The 18,473-nt window shown below is 55.0% G+C and carries 13 protein-coding genes; 12 read left to right on the top strand and 1 reads right to left on the bottom strand.

Annotated features, from left to right (window positions below):
• Positions 1–7 precede the first annotated feature (7 nt).
• The 3 genes from H8L32_RS10340 (at position 8) to H8L32_RS10330 (ending at position 7,737) form a co-directional block, all read left to right on the top strand.
• Positions 8–844 carry a fumarylacetoacetate hydrolase family protein gene (locus H8L32_RS10340; protein WP_186947104.1) on the top strand — a complete coding sequence of 279 codons (837 nt, stop codon included), beginning with the start codon at positions 8–10 and terminating at the stop codon, positions 842–844.
• Positions 831–3,350, top strand: a complete 2,520-nt coding sequence (locus tag H8L32_RS10335) for a DEAD/DEAH box helicase (protein WP_230412142.1) — start codon at positions 831–833, stop codon at positions 3,348–3,350. Before H8L32_RS10340 ends, H8L32_RS10335 begins: the two co-directional genes overlap by 14 nt.
• Before the next feature lie 502 nt (positions 3,351–3,852).
• On the top strand, positions 3,853–7,737 hold the full coding sequence (locus H8L32_RS10330; RefSeq protein WP_186947103.1) for a PAS domain S-box protein: 3,885 nt from the start codon (positions 3,853–3,855) through the stop codon (positions 7,735–7,737).
• A 13-nt stretch (positions 7,738–7,750) separates the two neighbouring features.
• Here H8L32_RS10330 and trmB read toward each other — a convergent pair whose 3' ends face one another.
• Positions 7,751–8,467 carry a tRNA (guanosine(46)-N7)-methyltransferase TrmB gene (gene trmB / locus H8L32_RS10325; RefSeq protein WP_186947102.1) on the bottom strand — a complete coding sequence of 239 codons (717 nt, stop codon included), beginning with the start codon at positions 8,465–8,467 and terminating at the stop codon, positions 7,751–7,753.
• Between the two features lie 575 nt (positions 8,468–9,042).
• Here trmB and H8L32_RS10320 point away from each other — a divergent pair.
• The 9 genes from H8L32_RS10320 (at position 9,043) to H8L32_RS10280 (ending at position 18,279) form a co-directional block, all read left to right on the top strand.
• Positions 9,043–11,238, top strand: a complete 2,196-nt coding sequence (locus tag H8L32_RS10320; RefSeq protein WP_186947101.1) for a TonB-dependent hemoglobin/transferrin/lactoferrin family receptor — start codon at positions 9,043–9,045, stop codon at positions 11,236–11,238.
• Between the two features lie 11 nt (positions 11,239–11,249).
• Complete coding sequence (locus H8L32_RS10315) at positions 11,250–12,371, top strand: hemin-degrading factor (RefSeq protein ID WP_186947100.1); 1,122 nt, start codon at positions 11,250–11,252, stop codon at positions 12,369–12,371.
• A complete protein-coding gene (locus tag H8L32_RS10310) occupies positions 12,359–13,366 on the top strand; it encodes a heme/hemin ABC transporter substrate-binding protein (protein WP_186947099.1) in 1,008 nt (335 codons plus the stop codon). Before H8L32_RS10315 ends, H8L32_RS10310 begins: the two co-directional genes overlap by 13 nt.
• Positions 13,363–14,424, top strand: a complete 1,062-nt coding sequence (locus H8L32_RS10305; protein WP_186947098.1) for a FecCD family ABC transporter permease — start codon at positions 13,363–13,365, stop codon at positions 14,422–14,424. The genes H8L32_RS10310 and H8L32_RS10305 overlap by 4 nt, the downstream gene beginning before the upstream one ends.
• The gene (locus H8L32_RS10300; RefSeq protein ID WP_329605172.1) at positions 14,408–15,286 is read left to right on the top strand and encodes an ATP-binding cassette domain-containing protein; all 879 of its coding nucleotides are present in this window, start codon (positions 14,408–14,410) and stop codon (positions 15,284–15,286) included. The genes H8L32_RS10305 and H8L32_RS10300 overlap by 17 nt, the downstream gene beginning before the upstream one ends.
• A gap of 99 nt (positions 15,287–15,385) precedes the next feature.
• Positions 15,386–15,769, top strand: a complete 384-nt coding sequence (locus H8L32_RS10295; RefSeq protein ID WP_222619311.1) for a VOC family protein — start codon at positions 15,386–15,388, stop codon at positions 15,767–15,769.
• Positions 15,762–16,628, top strand: coding sequence for a ChaN family lipoprotein (locus tag H8L32_RS10290; RefSeq protein WP_186947096.1), 867 nt, complete (start codon positions 15,762–15,764; stop codon positions 16,626–16,628). Before H8L32_RS10295 ends, H8L32_RS10290 begins: the two co-directional genes overlap by 8 nt.
• Positions 16,629–16,656: 28 nt before the next feature.
• Positions 16,657–16,929 (top strand): hypothetical protein, encoded by a 273-nt coding sequence (locus H8L32_RS10285; RefSeq protein WP_186947095.1) that lies wholly within the window; start codon positions 16,657–16,659, stop codon positions 16,927–16,929.
• Positions 16,930–16,986: 57 nt separating this feature from the next.
• A complete protein-coding gene (locus tag H8L32_RS10280) occupies positions 16,987–18,279 on the top strand; it encodes a DUF2325 domain-containing protein (protein WP_186947094.1) in 1,293 nt (430 codons plus the stop codon).
• Positions 18,280–18,473 lie beyond the last annotated feature (194 nt).

The following is an 18,473-nucleotide window of genomic DNA, read 5'->3' as shown; positions in this document are numbered from 1 at the left end:
TATCATCATGAACGAATCCAGACAGCAAACCGGCCCTGTCCATGCCGCCAGAATTTTGCTGGAGCGACGTCTGCTTGGTGAACAAGGCCCGGCGCTGCCGGTATCGTGCCGCCCAACAAGCTTGCAGGCCGCATTTGACATACAGTGCGCAGTGAGCGATTTAGTCAGAGACTTGCATCATCAGGACATTGCCGGCTGGAAGTGTGGTATGCCCGCTGATGACAAATGGGTGCTTGCACCCATCTATGCCAATGACGTGCATGAAGCATCTGCACAAACGCACATGGTCTGGAGTGACGATCGTGACAATCGTGACGATCGCTACAATCAGCAAGTGAAGATAGAGCCGGAACTTGCCTTCATCCTCAGGCATGATTTACCTGCAAGAGCCACACCCTATACAGCAGCGGAAGTTGACGCCGCCATTGATGAGACACGGCTGGCACTGGAACTGATCCATACACGCTACGCCAATGCAGATCAGTTGGCCTTCTGCGACCATCTGGCGGATTGCCTGTTCAATCAGGGTCTGGTGCTGGGGCCGCGTGTCGATCATCAACTGGCAGGTCAAACCCGGAGTATGCCCATCAGTATAAAGGTGGCCAGCGAAGCCGCTGTAATTCTGGATGGACAGCATCCGGCTGGCCAGCCGCGTCTGCCACTGTACTGGCTGGCAGAATTCCTGCGCAGCCAGGGCATGGGGCTGCGAGCCGGGCAAGCCATCATCACAGGTTCGTATGCGGGCAGCCCGCAAGTGCCATTGAATACTGATATCAGCGTGCAGTTTGGCAATCTGGGTTTAATGCAACTACGTTTTGCGAAGGCGCATTTTGAAGGAAGATAAACCGGCACCGCGTGGTTTGCCTGAAGTCACCGGGCATTTCCGCCCGCGCATTACTCTGCAAACCCTGCACAGAGGTGATGGCTTGCTGGGCATGAAACCCAGTGGTGATTTTGGCCCGCGTGGTGGCAGTGTCACCGTCGTCGAAATCGACTGGCTGTATAACACCGATACCGGTCTGCGCTGGGAAACAGCGGCCCCTACCGCCTTGCTGAACCGCCGCCCACATTCCACCCAGTTATTGCACGATGCAGAAAACAAAGCCATCAGCCTGTTACGTGATCTTGGGGCAGAAGCCGATGCACTGGACAAGGTCTGGGACATCGGCCTGCAACCCCTGCCTGCGATAAGCCTGCAATGGCGCAACCAGGCAGTAGCCGACAATTTTGGCCCTCTGTGGAGCCTGGTGCAGGAAGGCTTCTTTTCTGATTTCTGGGCCGACAGGTTGCCTGAGATGCAGGCACTAGGCTGGCAAGTTGTGGTACGCCCCGGTTTCGCGCATGAAAGTGTGCCGGTCGATGCCTGGCATTTGATCATCGATGAAAACACCGGTGCCATCACCGGCAAGCAGGTGGCGTCACGCATGCGTAACCGCACCGAAGTCATCACACCACTGGGCTTGCCGGCACGCGAGGGCTCATGGATGCTGAGCCTGGGCATAGAAATCGAAGGCGAGGTACTGGATCTGGTGCCCATGCTGGCCCATCTGCTGCAACGCGATGCCCGCTGGCTGAATGCCAGGCAGATAAGGCAGATAGACGACATGGCCATCATACAATTGCGCGCCCCCGGCGGTAAGCGCATTGATGCCACGGCAGCGCCCTTGAAAGCCATCGTCATCCACATGCTGGATTTGCTGACCGACAGGCCGCAGACGGAAGGGCCAGTGCAATTATCCGCCTGGGACAATTACCGGCTGGAAGCCCTGCGTGTCAGCCTGCTCGACAGCCAGCCTGCGCGCGCCGGCCCTTACGGTGGCTGGCAATTGCAAGGTGACGTTGGCTTGCGGAATCTGGCGCAGCGCCTGAAAAAGACCGGCAGCCCGCGTGCCGTGGCAGCACCCACTGGCCTGGGTGTGACTTTGCGCCCCTACCAGTTGCATGGCGTGGCATGGCTGCAATATCTGCGCGAGCAACATCTGGCAGGCATACTGGCGGATGACATGGGCCTGGGCAAAACCGCCCAGGTACTGGCCCATCTGCTGATAGAAAAACAGGAAGGCCGGCTCGATATCCCCGCTCTGATAGTCTTGCCGACTTCACTGATCTTCAACTGGCAGGCCGAAGCGCAGCGCATGGCCCCGGCCTTGCGTGTTCTGACCCTGCAAGGGCCGGAACGCAGCGACCTGTTTGCCGACATCCGTCAGGCGGATGTGGTGCTGACCACCTACCCTTTGTTATGGCGTGATCTGGATGCACTGGCCGCGCAGGAATTTCATTTTCTGATACTGGATGAAGCACAAACGGTCAAGAATGCTGCCAGCCGCAGCGCCGATGCCGTGCGCCGCATTCAGGCCAGACACAGGCTGTGCATGACGGGCACGCCTCTGGAAAATAACCTGGGTGAATTGTGGACCCAGTTTGATTTTTTAATGCCTGGCTTTCTGGGTGACATACGCAGTTTTTCGCGCCTGTGGCGCAAACCCATCGAAGTCAATGGTGAAACACTGCGGGCGCAATTGCTGGCGCAACGTGTACGCCCCTTCATCCTGCGACGACGCAAGGATGACGTAGCAACAGAATTACCACCCCGTACCGAAGTCATCAAGCGCCTGCGGCTGCAAGGCAAACAGCGTGAACTGTATGAAAGCGTACGTGTCGCTGCCGATGAACAGGTAAGGCGCATACTGCAACGCAAGGGGTTTGATGGCGCACAGATCACCATCCTTGATGCCCTGCTGAAGCTGCGCCAGGTTTGCTGCGACCCGCAGTTGCTAAAAGGCCAAAAGAACTTGCCACCTGACATGGAAAGAGCCAAGCTCGACATGCTGGCCGACATGCTGCCGGCGCTGGTAGCTGAGGGCCGTCGCATTCTGGTGTTTTCGCAATTCACGGAAATGCTGGAACTGATTGCCACCATGCTGACTGAACTTGACCTTGGCTATCTGATGCTGACCGGCAAAACCGCAACAGCCAGCCGTGGTACGGTAGTCGCGCAGTTTCAGGACAGGCAGGTTCCCATCATGCTGATCAGCCTCAAAGCTGGCGGTGTGGGTCTGAACCTGACCGCTGCCGACACCATCATCCATATGGACCCGTGGTGGAATCCGGCTGTCGAAGAACAGGCCAACGCCCGCGCCCACCGCATAGGGCAAGACCAGGCCGTATTCATCTACAAACTGCTGGTCGAAGGTAGTATAGAAGAACGCATACTGGGCTTGCAGGCGCGCAAGGCTGCCTTGGCGGAAGGAGTGCTCGGTAGCGATACCGCGTTTTCACAAAAATTCAGTGCAGAAGACCTGCAAGCCCTGCTGGCCCCATTGAGTGCAACGCTTGGTAATCATACATAAGGCAAAACGGGTATAAATCAGTGCGCGAAAGCAACCCAAAGATAAATTTTTGTCTAATTTGCAAATTTTGTCTTTTTCTCAGTTGACAAAAAAACATAGTTGTCACATCTTACTAGCTGCGAAGATCAGACGCATGTTAATCTTGAAATTGCTTCAAGGCAATTTCAGGCTGACCTCTGATTTTCCTTATTTTTTCCCTTATTTTTCTTGATATCACCATATACCCCGCCATCGCCTGCCGATGACAGCAAGTATGGATGCCAGTAAAACTGTATTTCAATCTGTAGTTCAATCTGTATCGCAGTCTGTATCACGGTCCGTATCGCAATAATTGCAAAGCAAGTTGATCAGGCACCGTTGCAAGCGGTGTTGCTTAAGACAAGACGATGCTGCAAGACTAGTTTCATTTTGCAGCAGATTCATGTGGCCAGGATCGCATACCACGGCATAAGCCGTGACCAGACCTGGTGCCCGTGACTGATGTTGCAAAGACAGCTTACCCATGACAACTACGCGACGAAATCGCTACATTGGTATTGTGACAGTGCTGTATTTACTGCTGGCACTGGCATGGATATTCTTGTCTGACAGTTTGCTGTCCGGCCTTGCTGATGTTGACAATAATATCGCCAATGAGGTCAGCAACATGACCTGGCTCTCCAATGCCAAAGGCATATTCTTTGTGGTCACGACCAGTGCCCTGCTGTTCCTTGCCCTGCTTGCAGTTCCCGCCAGGGACGAACAATATCAGGCATGGTCGGGCCATGCCCTGCTGGAAGATTATCAGCAGCAAATGCCATCACGTACCCTGGTTTACTTGCTGGCCATCATTCTTCCTTTATCAGTACTGATATTGCGTGATGCGATAGCTCCCCGTTTTGATAACCGGCCCATGCTTATCATGTTTGTTTTGCCTATCGTGCTCAGTGCGCTGATTGGCGGTCTGGGGCCGGGCTTGCTGACCACACTGATAGCAACAATGGGCCTGATTTATTTCGTCATTCCACCGCTGCACAGTTTTGAAATCAAAGCAGGGCTGGATATATTGCAACTGAGTTTCCTGGTGATCAGCGGCATCGCTGTCAGCCTGCTGAGTGAAGCCTTGCGCAAATCCCTGCTCAAGGTGCAGAGCAATCGCAACCTGCTTGATGCCATCGTGTACGGTACTTCGGATGCGGTGTTCGTCAAGGACGTGGATGGCCGCTATATTCTCGTGAATGAAGCCGGCGCAAAGTTTGTCGGAAAAACGCATGCAGAAATCATAGGCAAGAATGACCATCATCTGTTTCCAAAAACTTCGGCAGACAGCATCCATGCAAAAGATCAGGCTATCCTCAGCAATGGCGACACCCAGACCTATGATGAATACATAGCCACGCATGACGGGCGGGCGCTGGTCTTCATGATTACCAAAGGTCCCATGCGTGACAAGAAGGGAAAAATCATCGGCCTGTTTGGCATTGCCCGCAACGTGACCGAACGCAAGGAGGCTGAGGCAGCACTCAGGGAAAGTGAAGCCGCCATGCGCGTGGCGCAGCGGCTGGCAGCAGTCGGCAGTTGGGAATGGGATGTGCGCACCGATGTCCATACCTGGTCGGAAGAAGTCTATCAAATTTATGGCCGCGACCCCGGATTGCCTGCTGCCGTCTACCCCGAAGTACAGAAATATTTCACACCCGAAAGCTGGGCCCGCCTGGCCAATGCGGTCGAACAGGCACTGCAGACCAATACGGCCTATACCTGTGATGCCGAAGTAGTCAGGTCAGACGGTAGCCATCGCTGGATTATTGCCCGTGGTGAAGCCTTGCAGGATGCACAGGGCAAGCTGATCAGGCTGCATGGCAGCGTACAGGATATTACCGAGCGTAAACTCGTCGCCATGCAATTGCAGGCCAGCGAGGAACGCCTGCAAATGGCGATTGAAGCCACCAGCGAAGGTTTGTGGGACTGGGATGTCCCCAGTGGCAAAGTGTACCGGTCGCGTCATTATTACGACATGACAGGCTATGAAGAAGATGCCGATACACGTGACTTTGATTTTTTCAAGCGACTGGTACATCCGGATGATTTACCCAACACCTTGCAACAGATCGAGGCACACAAGCATGGCAACACACCGGATATCGATTTTGAATATCGCATGATGACCAAGTCTGGTGCCATCAAATGGATGCGTGCCAAAGGCCGCGCTGTCAGCCGCGATGAGCATGGCTACCCACTCAGGGTCATTGGCACGCTGTCGGATATCGACGAAAAAAAACGCACTGCCGCCGAATTGCTGGAAAGAGAACAAAGGCTGGAGCGTGTCATGCAAGGCTCGGATCTGGGATACTGGGACTGGGATCTGCTGACCAATACCTTCCAGGTCAGCGCGCGCTGGGAAACCATGCTGGGTTACCAGCCCGGCGAAATGAATGTAAGCCCCGAACGCTGGGTTGACCATGTGCATCCCGAAGACCTGCTGCAGTCAAAGCAATCGCTGGACCGGCACAGGCATGGCGTCACCGCCGCCCATGAACTGGAACTGCGCCTGCGTACCAAAACGGGCGAATGGCGCTGGATACTGACACGCGGCGCGATTGTTTCCAGGGCTGCGGATGGCACACCGCTGATCATGTCCGGCACCCATACCGATATCACCGATAAAAAAACCATGGAACTGGCGCAGCGTGAAGCCGCAACCGTGTTCAGCAACAGCTATGAAGGCATCATGGTAGTCAATCCGGACGGCTACATTACCAAGATCAATCCGGCATTCACCCGCATAACAGGCTATACAGAACAAGACATCTGCGACCAGTCCACCAACCTGCTGTCGTCGGGCCGTCATAGTGACAGCTTTTATGCAGAAATGTGGAATGCAGTCCGCACCAGCGATTTCTGGCGTGGTGAAATATGGAACAAGCGCAAGAATGGAGAAATTTATCCTGAGTTGCTATCCATTTCCTCCGTACGCGACGCCAGGGGCGAGATACAGCATTACATAGGCATATTTACCGATATCAGTGAATTGAAAACCCATGAAGCAGAACTGGAACGTATCGCCAATTATGATCCGTTGACAGGCGCACCCAACCGGCGTCTGCTGGCAGACCGTCTGGATCAGGCCGTCAATCGTGCCAAGCGCACCGGTAAGACCGTGGCGATCTGCTATCTTGACCTGGACGGTTTCAAGAGCGTCAATGATCATTACGGCCATGCTGCCGGTGATACGCTGCTGATCAGCGTCACCGAAAACCTCAAGCATGTACTGCGTGCAGACGATACCCTGGCGCGTCTGGGTGGTGATGAATTTGCCCTGCTGCTGTCAGATATTTCATCGGCAGAAGAAAGCGTCACCATACTCGATCGCATCCTTGCCAGCGTCAGCCAGCCCATACAATTGAATGAAGTGACCGTCACCATTTCTGCCAGCATAGGCGTCAGCCTGTACCCGGATGACAATGTAGATGCCGACACCCTGTTACGACATGCCGACCATGCCATGTATCTGGCAAAAGAAGCAGGCAAGAATCGCTATCATCTGTTCGATCCCGAAAATGACCGCAAGGCCCAACAGCGCCGGCAAATTCTGGAACGTCTGCAAATTGCCCTGGAACAGGAAGAATTCGTCCTCTACTACCAGCCCAAAGTGGATCTGATAACTGGTGACGTCATCGGTGCGGAAGCCTTGATACGCTGGCAGCATCCGGAACGCGGCATTCTGTCACCTATGGAATTTTTGCCGCATATCTATGGCAGCAAGCTGGAAAAACGGGTGGGTGAATGGGTCATCAAAGCCGCCTTGCAACAGGCCTATCACTGGCAATTGCGCGGGATGCAGGTGTGCGTCAGTGCCAATATCAGCGCCCATCACCTGCTGGAAGATGGCTTCTGCGACTACCTGCAATCGGCGCTAAGGCTGCATCCGTATTTTCAAGCTACCAATTTTGAACTGGAAGTGCTGGAGTCAGCCGCCATCGCCGATATGGAGCAGGCAGTAGCCATCCTGAACCGCTGTCGTTCAATGGGCATACACTTCGCCCTGGATGACTTTGGCACCGGCTATTCTTCATTAACCTATCTGCGCAAACTGCCGATTGACACCCTCAAGATAGACCAGAGTTTTGTACGCGACATGCTCAATGATGTCGAAGACCTGGATATTGTCGAAGGCGTGATACGCCTGGCAGGTGCGTTCGACCGTCAGGTCATCGCCGAAGGTGTGGAAACCATGGAACACGGAGCCAAACTGCTGGAACTGGGCTGCCGGCTGGCCCAGGGTTACGGCATTGCCAGGCCCATGCCAGCCGACCAGTTCATCGACTGGTCAGCGCGCTGGAAGGCAGAAGGCCGCTGGCGCGACTTGCGCCCCAGAGTCAGCCTCAGCCTGCAAGCCCGGCACTAAATTCCATGCGTGATTACTTTTTGCGAAAAACCAGGTCCCAGACGCCATGACCAAGGCGCAAGCCGCGATTTTCAAACTTGGTGACCGGACGGTAATCAGGACGTGGCGCATAGCCGTCAACCGTATTTTCCAGTGCCGGTTCGGCACCTAATACTTCCAGCATCTGCACCGCATATTCTTCCCAGTCTGTCGCACAATGCAGATAGCCGCCCGGGGCCAGGCGCGAAGCCAGCAAGGCTACCAGCGGCCCCTGTATCAGGCGGCGTTTATTGTGGCGTGCCTTGTGCCATGGGTCAGGGAAAAACACGTGTATGCCATGCAGCGAAGCCGGGGCAATCATGTGCGTCAAGACTTCAAATGCATCATGTTGAATGATGCGCTGATTCTGCAAACCCATTTCATCGGTCAGCTTCAATAAACTGCCAACGCCCGGCGTATGGACCTCTACCCCGATGAAGTTTTTTTCCGGCATGCCGGCAGAAATCTTCGCGCTGGTTTCACCCATGCCAAAACCAATTTCAAATACCGTGGGCGCCTGCCGACCAAATGCCGCGTCCACATCCAGTTGCGCTTTTTGATAAGGGATGCAAAAACGCGGTGCCAGGGTTTCTATGGCCCTGGCCTGGGCATCGGACAAGCGTCCGGCGCGGGTCACAAAACTACGGATACGGCGCTCGGTAGGGTCATAAAACAGCGGTTTCACACCGTCAGCAGATTTGGAATCAGACATACAGGAAATCAATAAGAATGGAAGATGGTTCAGGCAGGTGAGCAATAGCCGCGCCGCAAACGTGGCAGCAAATCTCGCTCTTCATGCCAGACTTTCGCAGTCCGGCACTATCTGTATTATTTAGCAGCTACTTATAGCAGCCAGGAGCCACGAGGCAAGGGCCGTATTTTAACAGATGATGCCCAGCCCGGCATCCCGGCTTTAATTGTCATAAATACAATAATTGGCACTGGGTAACAAGAATTCATGAAAAATCACATGCAACTCAACGTGTAAGGCTTGCCTTGCAAGCATGCCGTATGGAAAAACCAGCCAGCCTTGCAGCTTGTCAATTTGCTTTTTTGATACGGATTTCAGGCACGAATAAAAGAAAAAACCTATCTCACTTGCAAATGAGAATGAGTCTCATTTATAATAAATATAGACATCACGGATCCCGGCTGCTCATCACTACATGATCAATGACATTGATCACTGGAATGCCATGCAGGGAACAAGCCAGGATCAGGATTACACACAATCTGCACCAGCCAGTCGCCGCTAGCCAGTGCCTAATACTATTCATTAGGATAACTATGCTACGCAAGACGCACATCGCACTGGCATTGGGTATGGCATGGGGCTTTGGCTCCAACCTCGCCCAGGCTCAACAGACACCGGTACCAGCCAGCGACGCTACGCAACTGAAAGAAATCACCGTCAGTTCCACCCGCACCGAAAGACGTGTCGATGCGGTACCGAATACCGTGACCATCATCCCCGCCAGCAAAATCGAACAAGACGGTGCGCGCGATATCAAAGACCTGTTCCGCAATGAACTTGATGTCACCGTGCGTGCCGCACCAACCCGCTTTACCGCAGCCGGTGCCGCGACTGGCCGCGCCGGTAACGAAGGCATCAACATTCGCGGACTGGAAGGCAATCAGGTCTTGATGATGGTGGACGGTGCGCGTATCCCAGCGGCCTTTTCGTTTGGTGCCTTTGCTACCGGTCGTGGCGACTTTCTTGAACTGGATGGCATCAAGACAGTAGAAGTATTGCGTGGCCCGACATCGACCCAGTTTGGCAGTGACGGTTTGGCAGGTGCAGTCAGCTTCCGCACGCTGGACCCGTCTGACCTGCTGAAAGCGGGCAAATCATTCGGCGGTTTCGCCCGTTCCAGCTATGCCAGTGTTGACCATTCCTGGGCCAACACCATCGGTCTGGCAGGTGACACCGGTACCTGGCAGGGTATGTTGCTGGGTAGTTACCGGAAGGGCCACGAAATAGAAAACAAGGCTGACAATGACGCCAAAAACGTCACACGCACCACCGCCAATCCTGTTGATTATGATAACCAGTACCTGCTGGGTAAAGCCTTCCTGAAACTGAGTCCCACCCAGCAACTGGGTGCCAGCCTGGAATTGCAAAAACGCAATCAGGATACCGAAGTGTATTCGGCGCGCGCCGTACCGCCGCTGGCGTCCACCAGCACGCTGGACCTGGATACCCGCGACAAGATAGAGCGCAACAAGCTGACACTGGAGCATCGCTACAGGAATACCAATGCTGAATGGCTGCAGAATGCTGAAACCCGCCTGTACTGGCAAGATGCCAAAGTCAGCCAGTATTCGGCTGAAGACCGCAACACGGCAGCAGACCGTACCCGTGACAATCACTACCAGACCAAAGTGCTGGGTTTGTCCAGCGTCATGGAAAGCAATCTCAGCGGCATCGTGGAACAACGCCTGAGCTATGGTTTCGACTGGAGCCGCTCAGAAATCTCTGGCGTGCGTGATGGCACCGTTGCGCCGTTTGGCGAAACCTTCCCGGCCAAGCCTTTCCCGGACACCACTTACACCATCGCTGGCGCTTTCATACAAAGTGAAATCGAAAGCGGCAAACTCAGCATCATCCCCGGGCTGCGTTTCGATCACTACAAACTTGCTCCTTCGGCAGCAGGCTATACCGGTGGTGCCGTCAGCACCCTGTCTGACCAGGCAGTCACACCACGCCTGGGTCTGGTATGGCAACTGGATAGCGCTTTTGCTCCCTATGCCCAACTGGCAAGGGGCTTCCGCGCACCGACCCCAGACCAGGTGAATAACGGCTTTACCAACCTGGCATCGGGTTATACCAGTGTCGGCAATGCCAAACTGCAAGCCGAACGCGCACGCAGCTTTGAACTGGGTTTCCGTGGCAAGGCTGGCGGTCTGCGTTATTCGATGGCCGCATTCGACAACAACTATCAGGACTTCATCAGCCAGCAGGTGGTGCGGGGTACGGGCACTGCGGTTGACCCGCTGGTTTTCCAGTACATCAATCTGTCCAAGGCAAAAATACGTGGTGCTGAAGCCCGTGCCGAATGGCAGATCGATAGCCAGTGGCAAGCCAATGCCGGCGTCGCCTACACCAAAGGCGACAGCGAAGTCGCAGGCGTGACCACACCGCTCGATACCATCAATCCCCTGAAATTTGTGGCTGGTGTGCGCTATGACACCAGTAGCTGGGGTGCACGTGCACAATTCCAGCATCACCAGGCCAAACAGGCTGACCGCATTGCAGCAGCCGCCACGCCACAGTTTGCCCCTGCCTCATACCGCTTGCTGGATATCGGCCTGTACTGGAAGCCTCTGGTCAATCTGACCGTCAACGCCAACCTGAACAACGTGTTCGACAGCAAATACTGGCGCTGGTCCGATGTCCGTGGCCTGGCAGACAACAGCACCATCAAAGACGCTTACACCGCGCCTGGCCGGAATGCCCAGGTATCCGTTCGTTACGATTTTTAAGGGAGTTAGCCATGTCTGATCAATACCAAGCCATACGCGAACAGTTCACGGCCTTGCGCCATGAAAAGAAAGCACGCCACCGTGACATCGCCGAAACACTCAACATCAGCGAAGGGGAGCTGATCGCTGCCCACGTCGGCGTGTCACCAACAGAACGCGCTTGCATACTGCATGCCACCGGCCTGCGTGCCGAATGGTCCAGCATCATCGAATCCCTGGAGGCACTGGGGGAAGTCATGGCGCTGACACGCAATATCTCTTGCGTGCATGAAAAAACCGGCGTGTACCAAAAAGCCAGCCACAGCAACCATATGGGCCTGGTTCTGGGCGGTGATATCGATCTGCGGATTTTTTACCAGCACTGGGCACACGGCTATGCCGTGCGTGAAATCACCGGTGAGGCTGCACAGGCAACTGAACCAGTCCAAGCTGGCCAACCGACTCAACAACTGAGCCTGCAATTTTTTGACGCCAGCGGCCTGGCCATCCACAAAGTGTTCATCAAACCGCAAAGCGATGTCAATGCGTATGAAGCACTGGTGGCACGCTTTGCCAGCACGGAACAGATCACCGGCATACAAACCAGCGCCGCACCAGAAAAATTGCTGGAACTGGCCGATGCAACAATAGATGTGGCTGGTTTTCGCCAGGCCTGGTCGTCCCTGCGTGACACCCATGATTTTTTCGGCCTGCTCAGAAAATTTGCGGTAACACGTACCCAGGCCCTGCGCCTGGCAGAACCCCAGTTCGTACAGAAAGTGGAAGTCAGCAGTTGCCAGGAATTGCTGCAGGCTGCCGCCACCGAAGGCGTGCCCATCATGGTGTTTACCGGCAATGCCGGCATGATACAGATTCATTCAGGCCCGGTTCACAAGATCGCCGTCATGGGCCCGTGGGTGAACGTACTTGACCCTCGCTTTAATCTGCATCTGCGTGAAGACCATATCGCCAGCGCCTGGGTAGTGAAGAAACCGACGACCGATGGCCTGGTCACATCACTGGAATTGTTTGATGCTGATGGCGAAACCATTGCCATGTTCTTTGGCGAGCGCAAACCCGGCAAGCCAGAACTGTGTGAATGGCGTGCGCTGATCGATCAACTCTTGCAGGAAACCGAATCATGCGCCGCCTGATACGCCAGGATGCAGCGTGGAAAGAAGACCTGCCTACCGCCCTCACCCCCACTATCACCGCGACTACTACATCTGTAGCCCGCCGCCAGTCACTCAGGCAACTGGGTGGACTGGCAGCCGGCCTGTTGACCACGGGATCACTCGCACCCTTCGCCGCACTGGCCCGTGCTGCTGCACCAGCACCAGCAACGCGTCGCATAGTCTGCGTCGGCGGTGCGCTGACGGAAATCATTTATGGCTTGAATGCAGCCAGCGAACTGGTGGCGGTTGATACCACATCCAATTATCCGGACAGTGTATTGAAGCTGCCGAATGTCGGCTATGCCCGCGCGCTTTCTGCCGAAGGCGTACTGGCGCTGGCACCTACCCAGGTCATCGCCAGTGAAGATGCCGGGCCACCAGCCGTGCTGCGGCAGTTAACGGCAGCCGGAGTGCCGGTCGCCATCGTGGCCGCCAATCACCAGTTTGAAGGTGTGCTGGAGCGCATCAAACGTATCGGTGAACTGACCGGACACGAAACCCAGGCCACGGCAATGATGCGCAAGCTGCAGGAAGACTGGGCACGGGCACGCACGCCTATAGAACAGCGTGAAACCCAGGGCAAGGCCAAGCCGGTAAAAGTTGTCTTCATTCTGGCCCATGCACCCAACCAGGTCATGGTAGCTGGTAAGGAAACAGCGGCCCATGCCATGCTGGAATATGCAGGTGTGAGCAATGCCATCGCCACATCCACCGGTTTCAAGGGATATAAACCTTTGACGCCAGAAGCCATGATCGCCGCCCAGCCTGACATCATACTGGTGACAGAACAGGGTGTAAAAGCGGCTGGCGGCAGTGACGCCATCTTGAAATTCCCGGGTGTCGAGCAAACGCCTGCTGGCCGCAACCGTCGCGTCATTGCCATGGAAGCTATGCTGTTGCTCGGTTTTGGACCACGTCTGCCAGATGCACTCAGCATGCTCGACAGCGCCATCAGCAAAGCAGTACGAATATGAATACCCTGACAGTCCAGGCACGCCGCGTCACAGGCACTTACCTGCCGGGCATTGCTTCCGTCCTCGCAGTGCTGCTGGCACTGGCCTTGCTGCTGACTGTGCAATACGGTGCAGTGCGTGTCAGCCTGCAAGACTGGTTGAACCTGTTCCAGTTTGCCGGCGACCAACCCATGACAGGGGGCACCTATGTGCTGTGGCATATCCGTTTGCCGCGCGCCCTGTTTGCCATTCTGGTCGGCGCTGCACTGGGTCTGTCAGGGGCCATCACCCAGGGTCTGTTCCGCAATCCGCTGGCGGACCCGAATCTGCTCGGCGTCACGGCTGGTGCCGCTTCTGCGGCAGCTTTGACCATAGTAGTTTTTTCTGGCATGCACTTGCCGATTCCACAATCCTGGCGCATCTGGCTATTGCCGGTTGCCGCCTTCGGCGGTGCATTGCTGGTATGTTTTGCGCTGGACCGGGTGGCGCGCTGGATTTCACCTGGCTCCATCGTGGGCCTGCTGCTGACCGGCATTGCGTTGAATGCCATGGCGTCTGCCGTCATTGGTTTGTGTACCTATCTGGCCAATGACGAACAACTGCGCAACCTGTCATTCTGGACCCTGGGTTCATTGTCAGGTGGTAGCTGGCTGGCAGTCGGTCTGTTGCTGTTGTTGCTGCTGCCTGCATGGTGGCGCGTGCGCAGCATGATCTCTTCCATGAATGCACTGGCACTGGGTGAAGCTGCGGCTGCCCACGTTGGTGTCAATGTGCGCCATTTGCGCAGCCATGTCATCGTCCTGGTGGCAATACTGACCGGTTTTTCCGTGGCCTGGTGCGGCATGATCGCCTTCATCAGCCTGATCGCACCGCATCTGGTGCGTACCCTTGGCGGCCCCGATCAAAGACAGGTGATACCGCGCTCCATGCTGATGGGTGGCCTGCTGTTGCTGTTGTCAGATACGGTAGCACGCACCATCGCCATACCGGCTGAAATCCCGGTCGGCATATTTACGGCACTGCTGGGCAGCCCCTTTTTCCTGATCCTGTTGCGCAATGCGCGTGGCCGTCTGGCCTGAATTTGACCTGATCCTGAACTGCACATTGAAAAATACCATGCTGACGACAACTATCCATCAGGAAGAACACAAACAACTGCTGCAACTTGACGCCGTCTCCACACGCCTGGGCAAACAGGCGTTCGGCCCTTTCACTATCCATATCCAGAGTGCAGAAAAAATCGCCATACTCGGCCCCAGTGGCGCTGGCAAATCCACGCTGCTGAAACTGATGTCGCGCGAACTGTCGGCAGCAGAAGGACATATCCGCTTTCAATCACGCCCACTGGCTAGCTGGAGTCTGCAAGAACTCAGCCGCCTGCGTGCCGTCCTGCCACAAGGCAGTGATGTTGCTTTCGCGCTGGAAACCGACCTGGTCATCAGCCTGGGGCGCGTCAGCCGCACCCATGACCGCGAGCTGCCGCAGATAGTGCGTGAAGCGGCATCCATGGCACATGCCGACCATTTGCTGAAACGCCGCTTTGACAGCCTGTCCGGCGGTGAACAGGCCAGGATACAGCTGGCCCGGATTTTTGCCCAGCTGTGGGACCAGAAAAACGGCCTGATACTGGTCGATGAACCACTGGCAGCACTTGACCCCGGCCTGCAATTTGATCTGCTTGACAGTCTCGAAGACTATGCAACACAACGCCAGCATGCCGTAATCGCCATCCTGCATGACATCAATCATGCACTGCAAGCCTTCGACCGCCTGCTGCTGATCAAGAATGGTCAACTGACAGATGATCTGCCCAGCAACGCTGATGCAGTACCGGCACTGGAAGCTTTATACGATATCGCACTGAGTTGCCTGCGCAATGCCGAAGGTGACTTGCTGGTAACGCCCCTGCGTGCATCAACCCGCGCCCGGAAATGCGCATAGCGGACCTGTACCGCAATGGTAAACGACAGGAAACAGTAACAGGCAATGAATCACTGGCAATGAGTAACAGGTAATGAAAAACAGGTAATGGAAAATATCATGAGAAAACCGGACATGCAGGAAATCAAGGCTTTTGTCCCAGCCAGGGATTTCAACACTGCCCTGTCCTTTTACCAGGATATGGGATTTGAAGTCGCTTCCAATCAAGGGGGCTTTGCTTATCTGAAATATGACAATTGCAGCTTCATGTTGCAGGATTTTTATGTCGCTGAGCACAGCAATAATTTCATGATGCATATCCTGGTCGACAATCTGGACATCTGGTACGACATGATCAAATCATCTGGGCTGGTAGAAAAATATGTGGTGTGCCTGACTGATATCAAGACACAGCACTATGGCATGCGCGATTTCACACTGACAGACCCCAGCGGCGTGCTGTGGTGCATAGGCGAAGAGTTGAAAGACAGCAGCCATGCATAGAATTTCATCCTTCCCTGCCATTGCCATCTTGCTGGCAGCCGGCTTGCTGAGCGCCTGTGCCAGCACGTCCACGGCACAATCTGCAACTCAAGCTGTCCATCAGAAAAAAATCCTGCTGATGGGTGAAGTACATGACAACCCGGATGGTCATCGCCAGCGCTTTGAAGATTTGCAAAAACTGGTGCGTGCTGGCTGGCGTCCCGCCATCGCCATGGAACAGTTTGACCGCGAAAATCAGGCCCAACTCAACCTGGCCCAGGCCGAATGCAAAGATGCCGATTGCATCATCGGCAAGGTTGGTGGCAAACGCTGGGAATGGCCTTACTACCGCCCCGTCATTCAGTTGGCGCTTGACTATCAACTCCCCTTGCTGGCCGCCAATCTGTCACGCACAGATGCCGCCCGCGTCATGCGCGAAAGCTACGCCGCTGTACTTGATGCCGTCACCATACAGGCTTACCAGCTGGACCGCGATTTGCCTTTGGCGCTGGTAGAAGGTCAACGTGCTGCCATGGAAACCGGCCACTGCGGAAAAATGCCGGCTGACATGGTGCCAGGCATGGTCAGGGCGCAGGTGGCACGTGATGTATGGATGGCGAAAGTGCTGGCAGAGCATACCAGCACCGGCGTCGTGCTGCTGGCTGGCAACGGGCATGTGCGCCGCGATCTTGGCGTGCCGCACTGGCTGGCCATCAGGCAGTTACCAGGCACACAAGTGCACGGTTATATAGAGGCAGTCAGTGACGGCAGCAAGCAATCAATACCCGACACTAGCTATGACGTCACGCACATCGTCCCGCCACATGTGCGTCCCGATCCTTGCAAGACGATTACCGAACCACAAAAGACCTCTTCTTAAACTCACAGAACGGTCCAACGGAGAACACATGAAACACCTGCAGCAATCCAATTCTTGCCAGCACCTGGGTCTGGCTTCCAGCAAAGTAGGTGAAGTCATGATCTGCCCCGAATGCGGCGTGGTTCATCTTTCCCTGAACCATGTATCGCTGCGCCTGGACGTCGAAGCATTTCGCGTTCTCGCCTATATGCTGGCAGAAGCGCAATTGAATATAGAGGGCTTTGACGGCCGTCTGCAAAAACAGCAGGAACCATCAAATATCGCAGCCTTTGCAAGCCCACCCGGAAAAAAAATGCATTGATACGTGTTTATTGATACGTGTTGACATGTCCATGCATGTCCTAACAGGAGAACACTTATGTGTGATCAGGAAAAACCTTCATCCGACCATCAGCACCAGTTGGCTGTGGCAGACAATTCAGGCACCTCAGACACCACCCAGGCCCAGGGTTCCAGGCGCAGGCGCCTGTGGGACCTGCCGCATGAATGCCATTGCCCGGTCATAGGCGTATGCCTGCCACTGGCAACACTGAGGCGCATCGTCAACAAGAGCCTGAACGGCAAGACTGTTGCAGATGACTATGAAATTCATGTCGGTGCCATATCCGATTGCGGTCGCCGCAATCGCCTGTCTGAAGCCCTGCAGCAGGAACTGGAGCAACGCTATGCGCGCACCATACAACTGTTCCGTACTGCCAAGACCACGGCAGCCGTCACCCGCCTCTGGCTGGATGCAATAGATCAGGGCGATGTGGCTGGTGCCTTCTGGGCAGCGCTGACGCATCCGCGCTGTGACAGCAACTTGCAGGATGGCCTGTGCCGCGACATGCATATGCTGCAGCACCAGGCTGGCGCCAGTGTGCGTATTGATGTCAATCGCTTCAATGCCCTGCTGGAACAAAACAAATTGCTGACCCGTGAACTGGGACGTGTACAGGAAAGACATACCCGTGCCATTGCCGAAAAAACCAATGAAATAGAAAAACAGAATGCCCTGTTGATACAGTTACGCGCCGAAAACATAGGCAAGGACAGCAGCATCCTGTTCCTCAGCAATGATTTGAACACGCTGAAGGCAGGCGTTCCCGAGCTGGATACCCGTCAGCGCCTGCAAAAGAAAATCGAGCAGATGGCGGATCGTCAGACAGAACTGGAAAATCAGGTACGTGACCTGAAACAAAAACTGAGCAGCGTCAGTAAAATTGCAGAAGTCGCTGACAACCAGGCCGGCACCGACGACGTGGTCAGCAAGACACCGGAAAACAATACCTTCCCCATCACGCTGCATCTGCAACAAAAAACCGTGCTGTGTGTGGGTGGACGGAGTGGCAATGTGCCCACTTACCGTGATCTGGTAGAACGCATAGGCGGACGTTTTGCCCACCATGACGGCGGCCTGGAAGACAATCAAAGCTTGCTCGACGCCAGCCTGGCAGCAGCGGATCTGGTCATCTGCCAGACCGGTTGCATCAGCCATACTGCCTACTGGCGCGTCAAGGATTTTTGCAAGCGTACTGGCAAGCGCTGTGTCTTCGTGGAAAACCCCAGCGTTTCTTCGCTGGCACGCGGACTGGAGCAGTTTTCCAGCGAAGGCAAGGCTGACACTGCCAGCCCTGCAGTAACAGGCAAGAATCTGGAAACCGTCAAATAAATTGGGCTAATAACACTGCGCCACAAGACAGATCAATGATCTGTCTGCATTCATATCAAAACAAGCCAAAAGAGACTGCCACTGATTGACATCGGTGACAGTCTCTTTTCATTTGCTCTTTTCTTCGTGCCGACTCCCATAAAAAACCCCTCCTGTATCAGGAGGGGTTCAGGTATCTGGCAGTCATTACTCTG

The sequence above is a fragment of the Undibacterium hunanense genome, assembly GCF_014284335.1.
In the GTDB taxonomy this organism is placed as follows: Bacteria; Pseudomonadota; Gammaproteobacteria; order Burkholderiales; family Burkholderiaceae_D; genus Undibacterium; species Undibacterium hunanense.
Note: the sequence above shows the minus strand (reverse complement) of the source record. Positions and strands in the feature narration are given on the sequence as shown.

Coding starts and splice junctions, on each gene's coding strand:
- H8L32_RS10340 (WP_186947104.1), top strand. CDS start 8: ATGAACGAATCCAGACAGCAAACCGGCCCTGTCCATGCCGCCAGAATT.
- H8L32_RS10330 (WP_186947103.1), top strand. CDS start 3,853: ATGACAACTACGCGACGAAATCGCTACATTGGTATTGTGACAGTGCTG.
- trmB (WP_186947102.1), bottom strand. CDS start 8,467: ATGTCTGATTCCAAATCTGCTGACGGTGTGAAACCGCTGTTTTATGAC.
- H8L32_RS10320 (WP_186947101.1), top strand. CDS start 9,043: ATGCTACGCAAGACGCACATCGCACTGGCATTGGGTATGGCATGGGGC.
- H8L32_RS10315 (WP_186947100.1), top strand. CDS start 11,250: ATGTCTGATCAATACCAAGCCATACGCGAACAGTTCACGGCCTTGCGC.
- H8L32_RS10310 (WP_186947099.1), top strand. CDS start 12,359: ATGCGCCGCCTGATACGCCAGGATGCAGCGTGGAAAGAAGACCTGCCT.
- H8L32_RS10305 (WP_186947098.1), top strand. CDS start 13,363: ATGAATACCCTGACAGTCCAGGCACGCCGCGTCACAGGCACTTACCTG.
- H8L32_RS10295 (WP_222619311.1), top strand. CDS start 15,386: ATGAGAAAACCGGACATGCAGGAAATCAAGGCTTTTGTCCCAGCCAGG.
- H8L32_RS10290 (WP_186947096.1), top strand. CDS start 15,762: ATGCATAGAATTTCATCCTTCCCTGCCATTGCCATCTTGCTGGCAGCC.
- H8L32_RS10285 (WP_186947095.1), top strand. CDS start 16,657: ATGAAACACCTGCAGCAATCCAATTCTTGCCAGCACCTGGGTCTGGCT.
- H8L32_RS10280 (WP_186947094.1), top strand. CDS start 16,987: ATGTGTGATCAGGAAAAACCTTCATCCGACCATCAGCACCAGTTGGCT.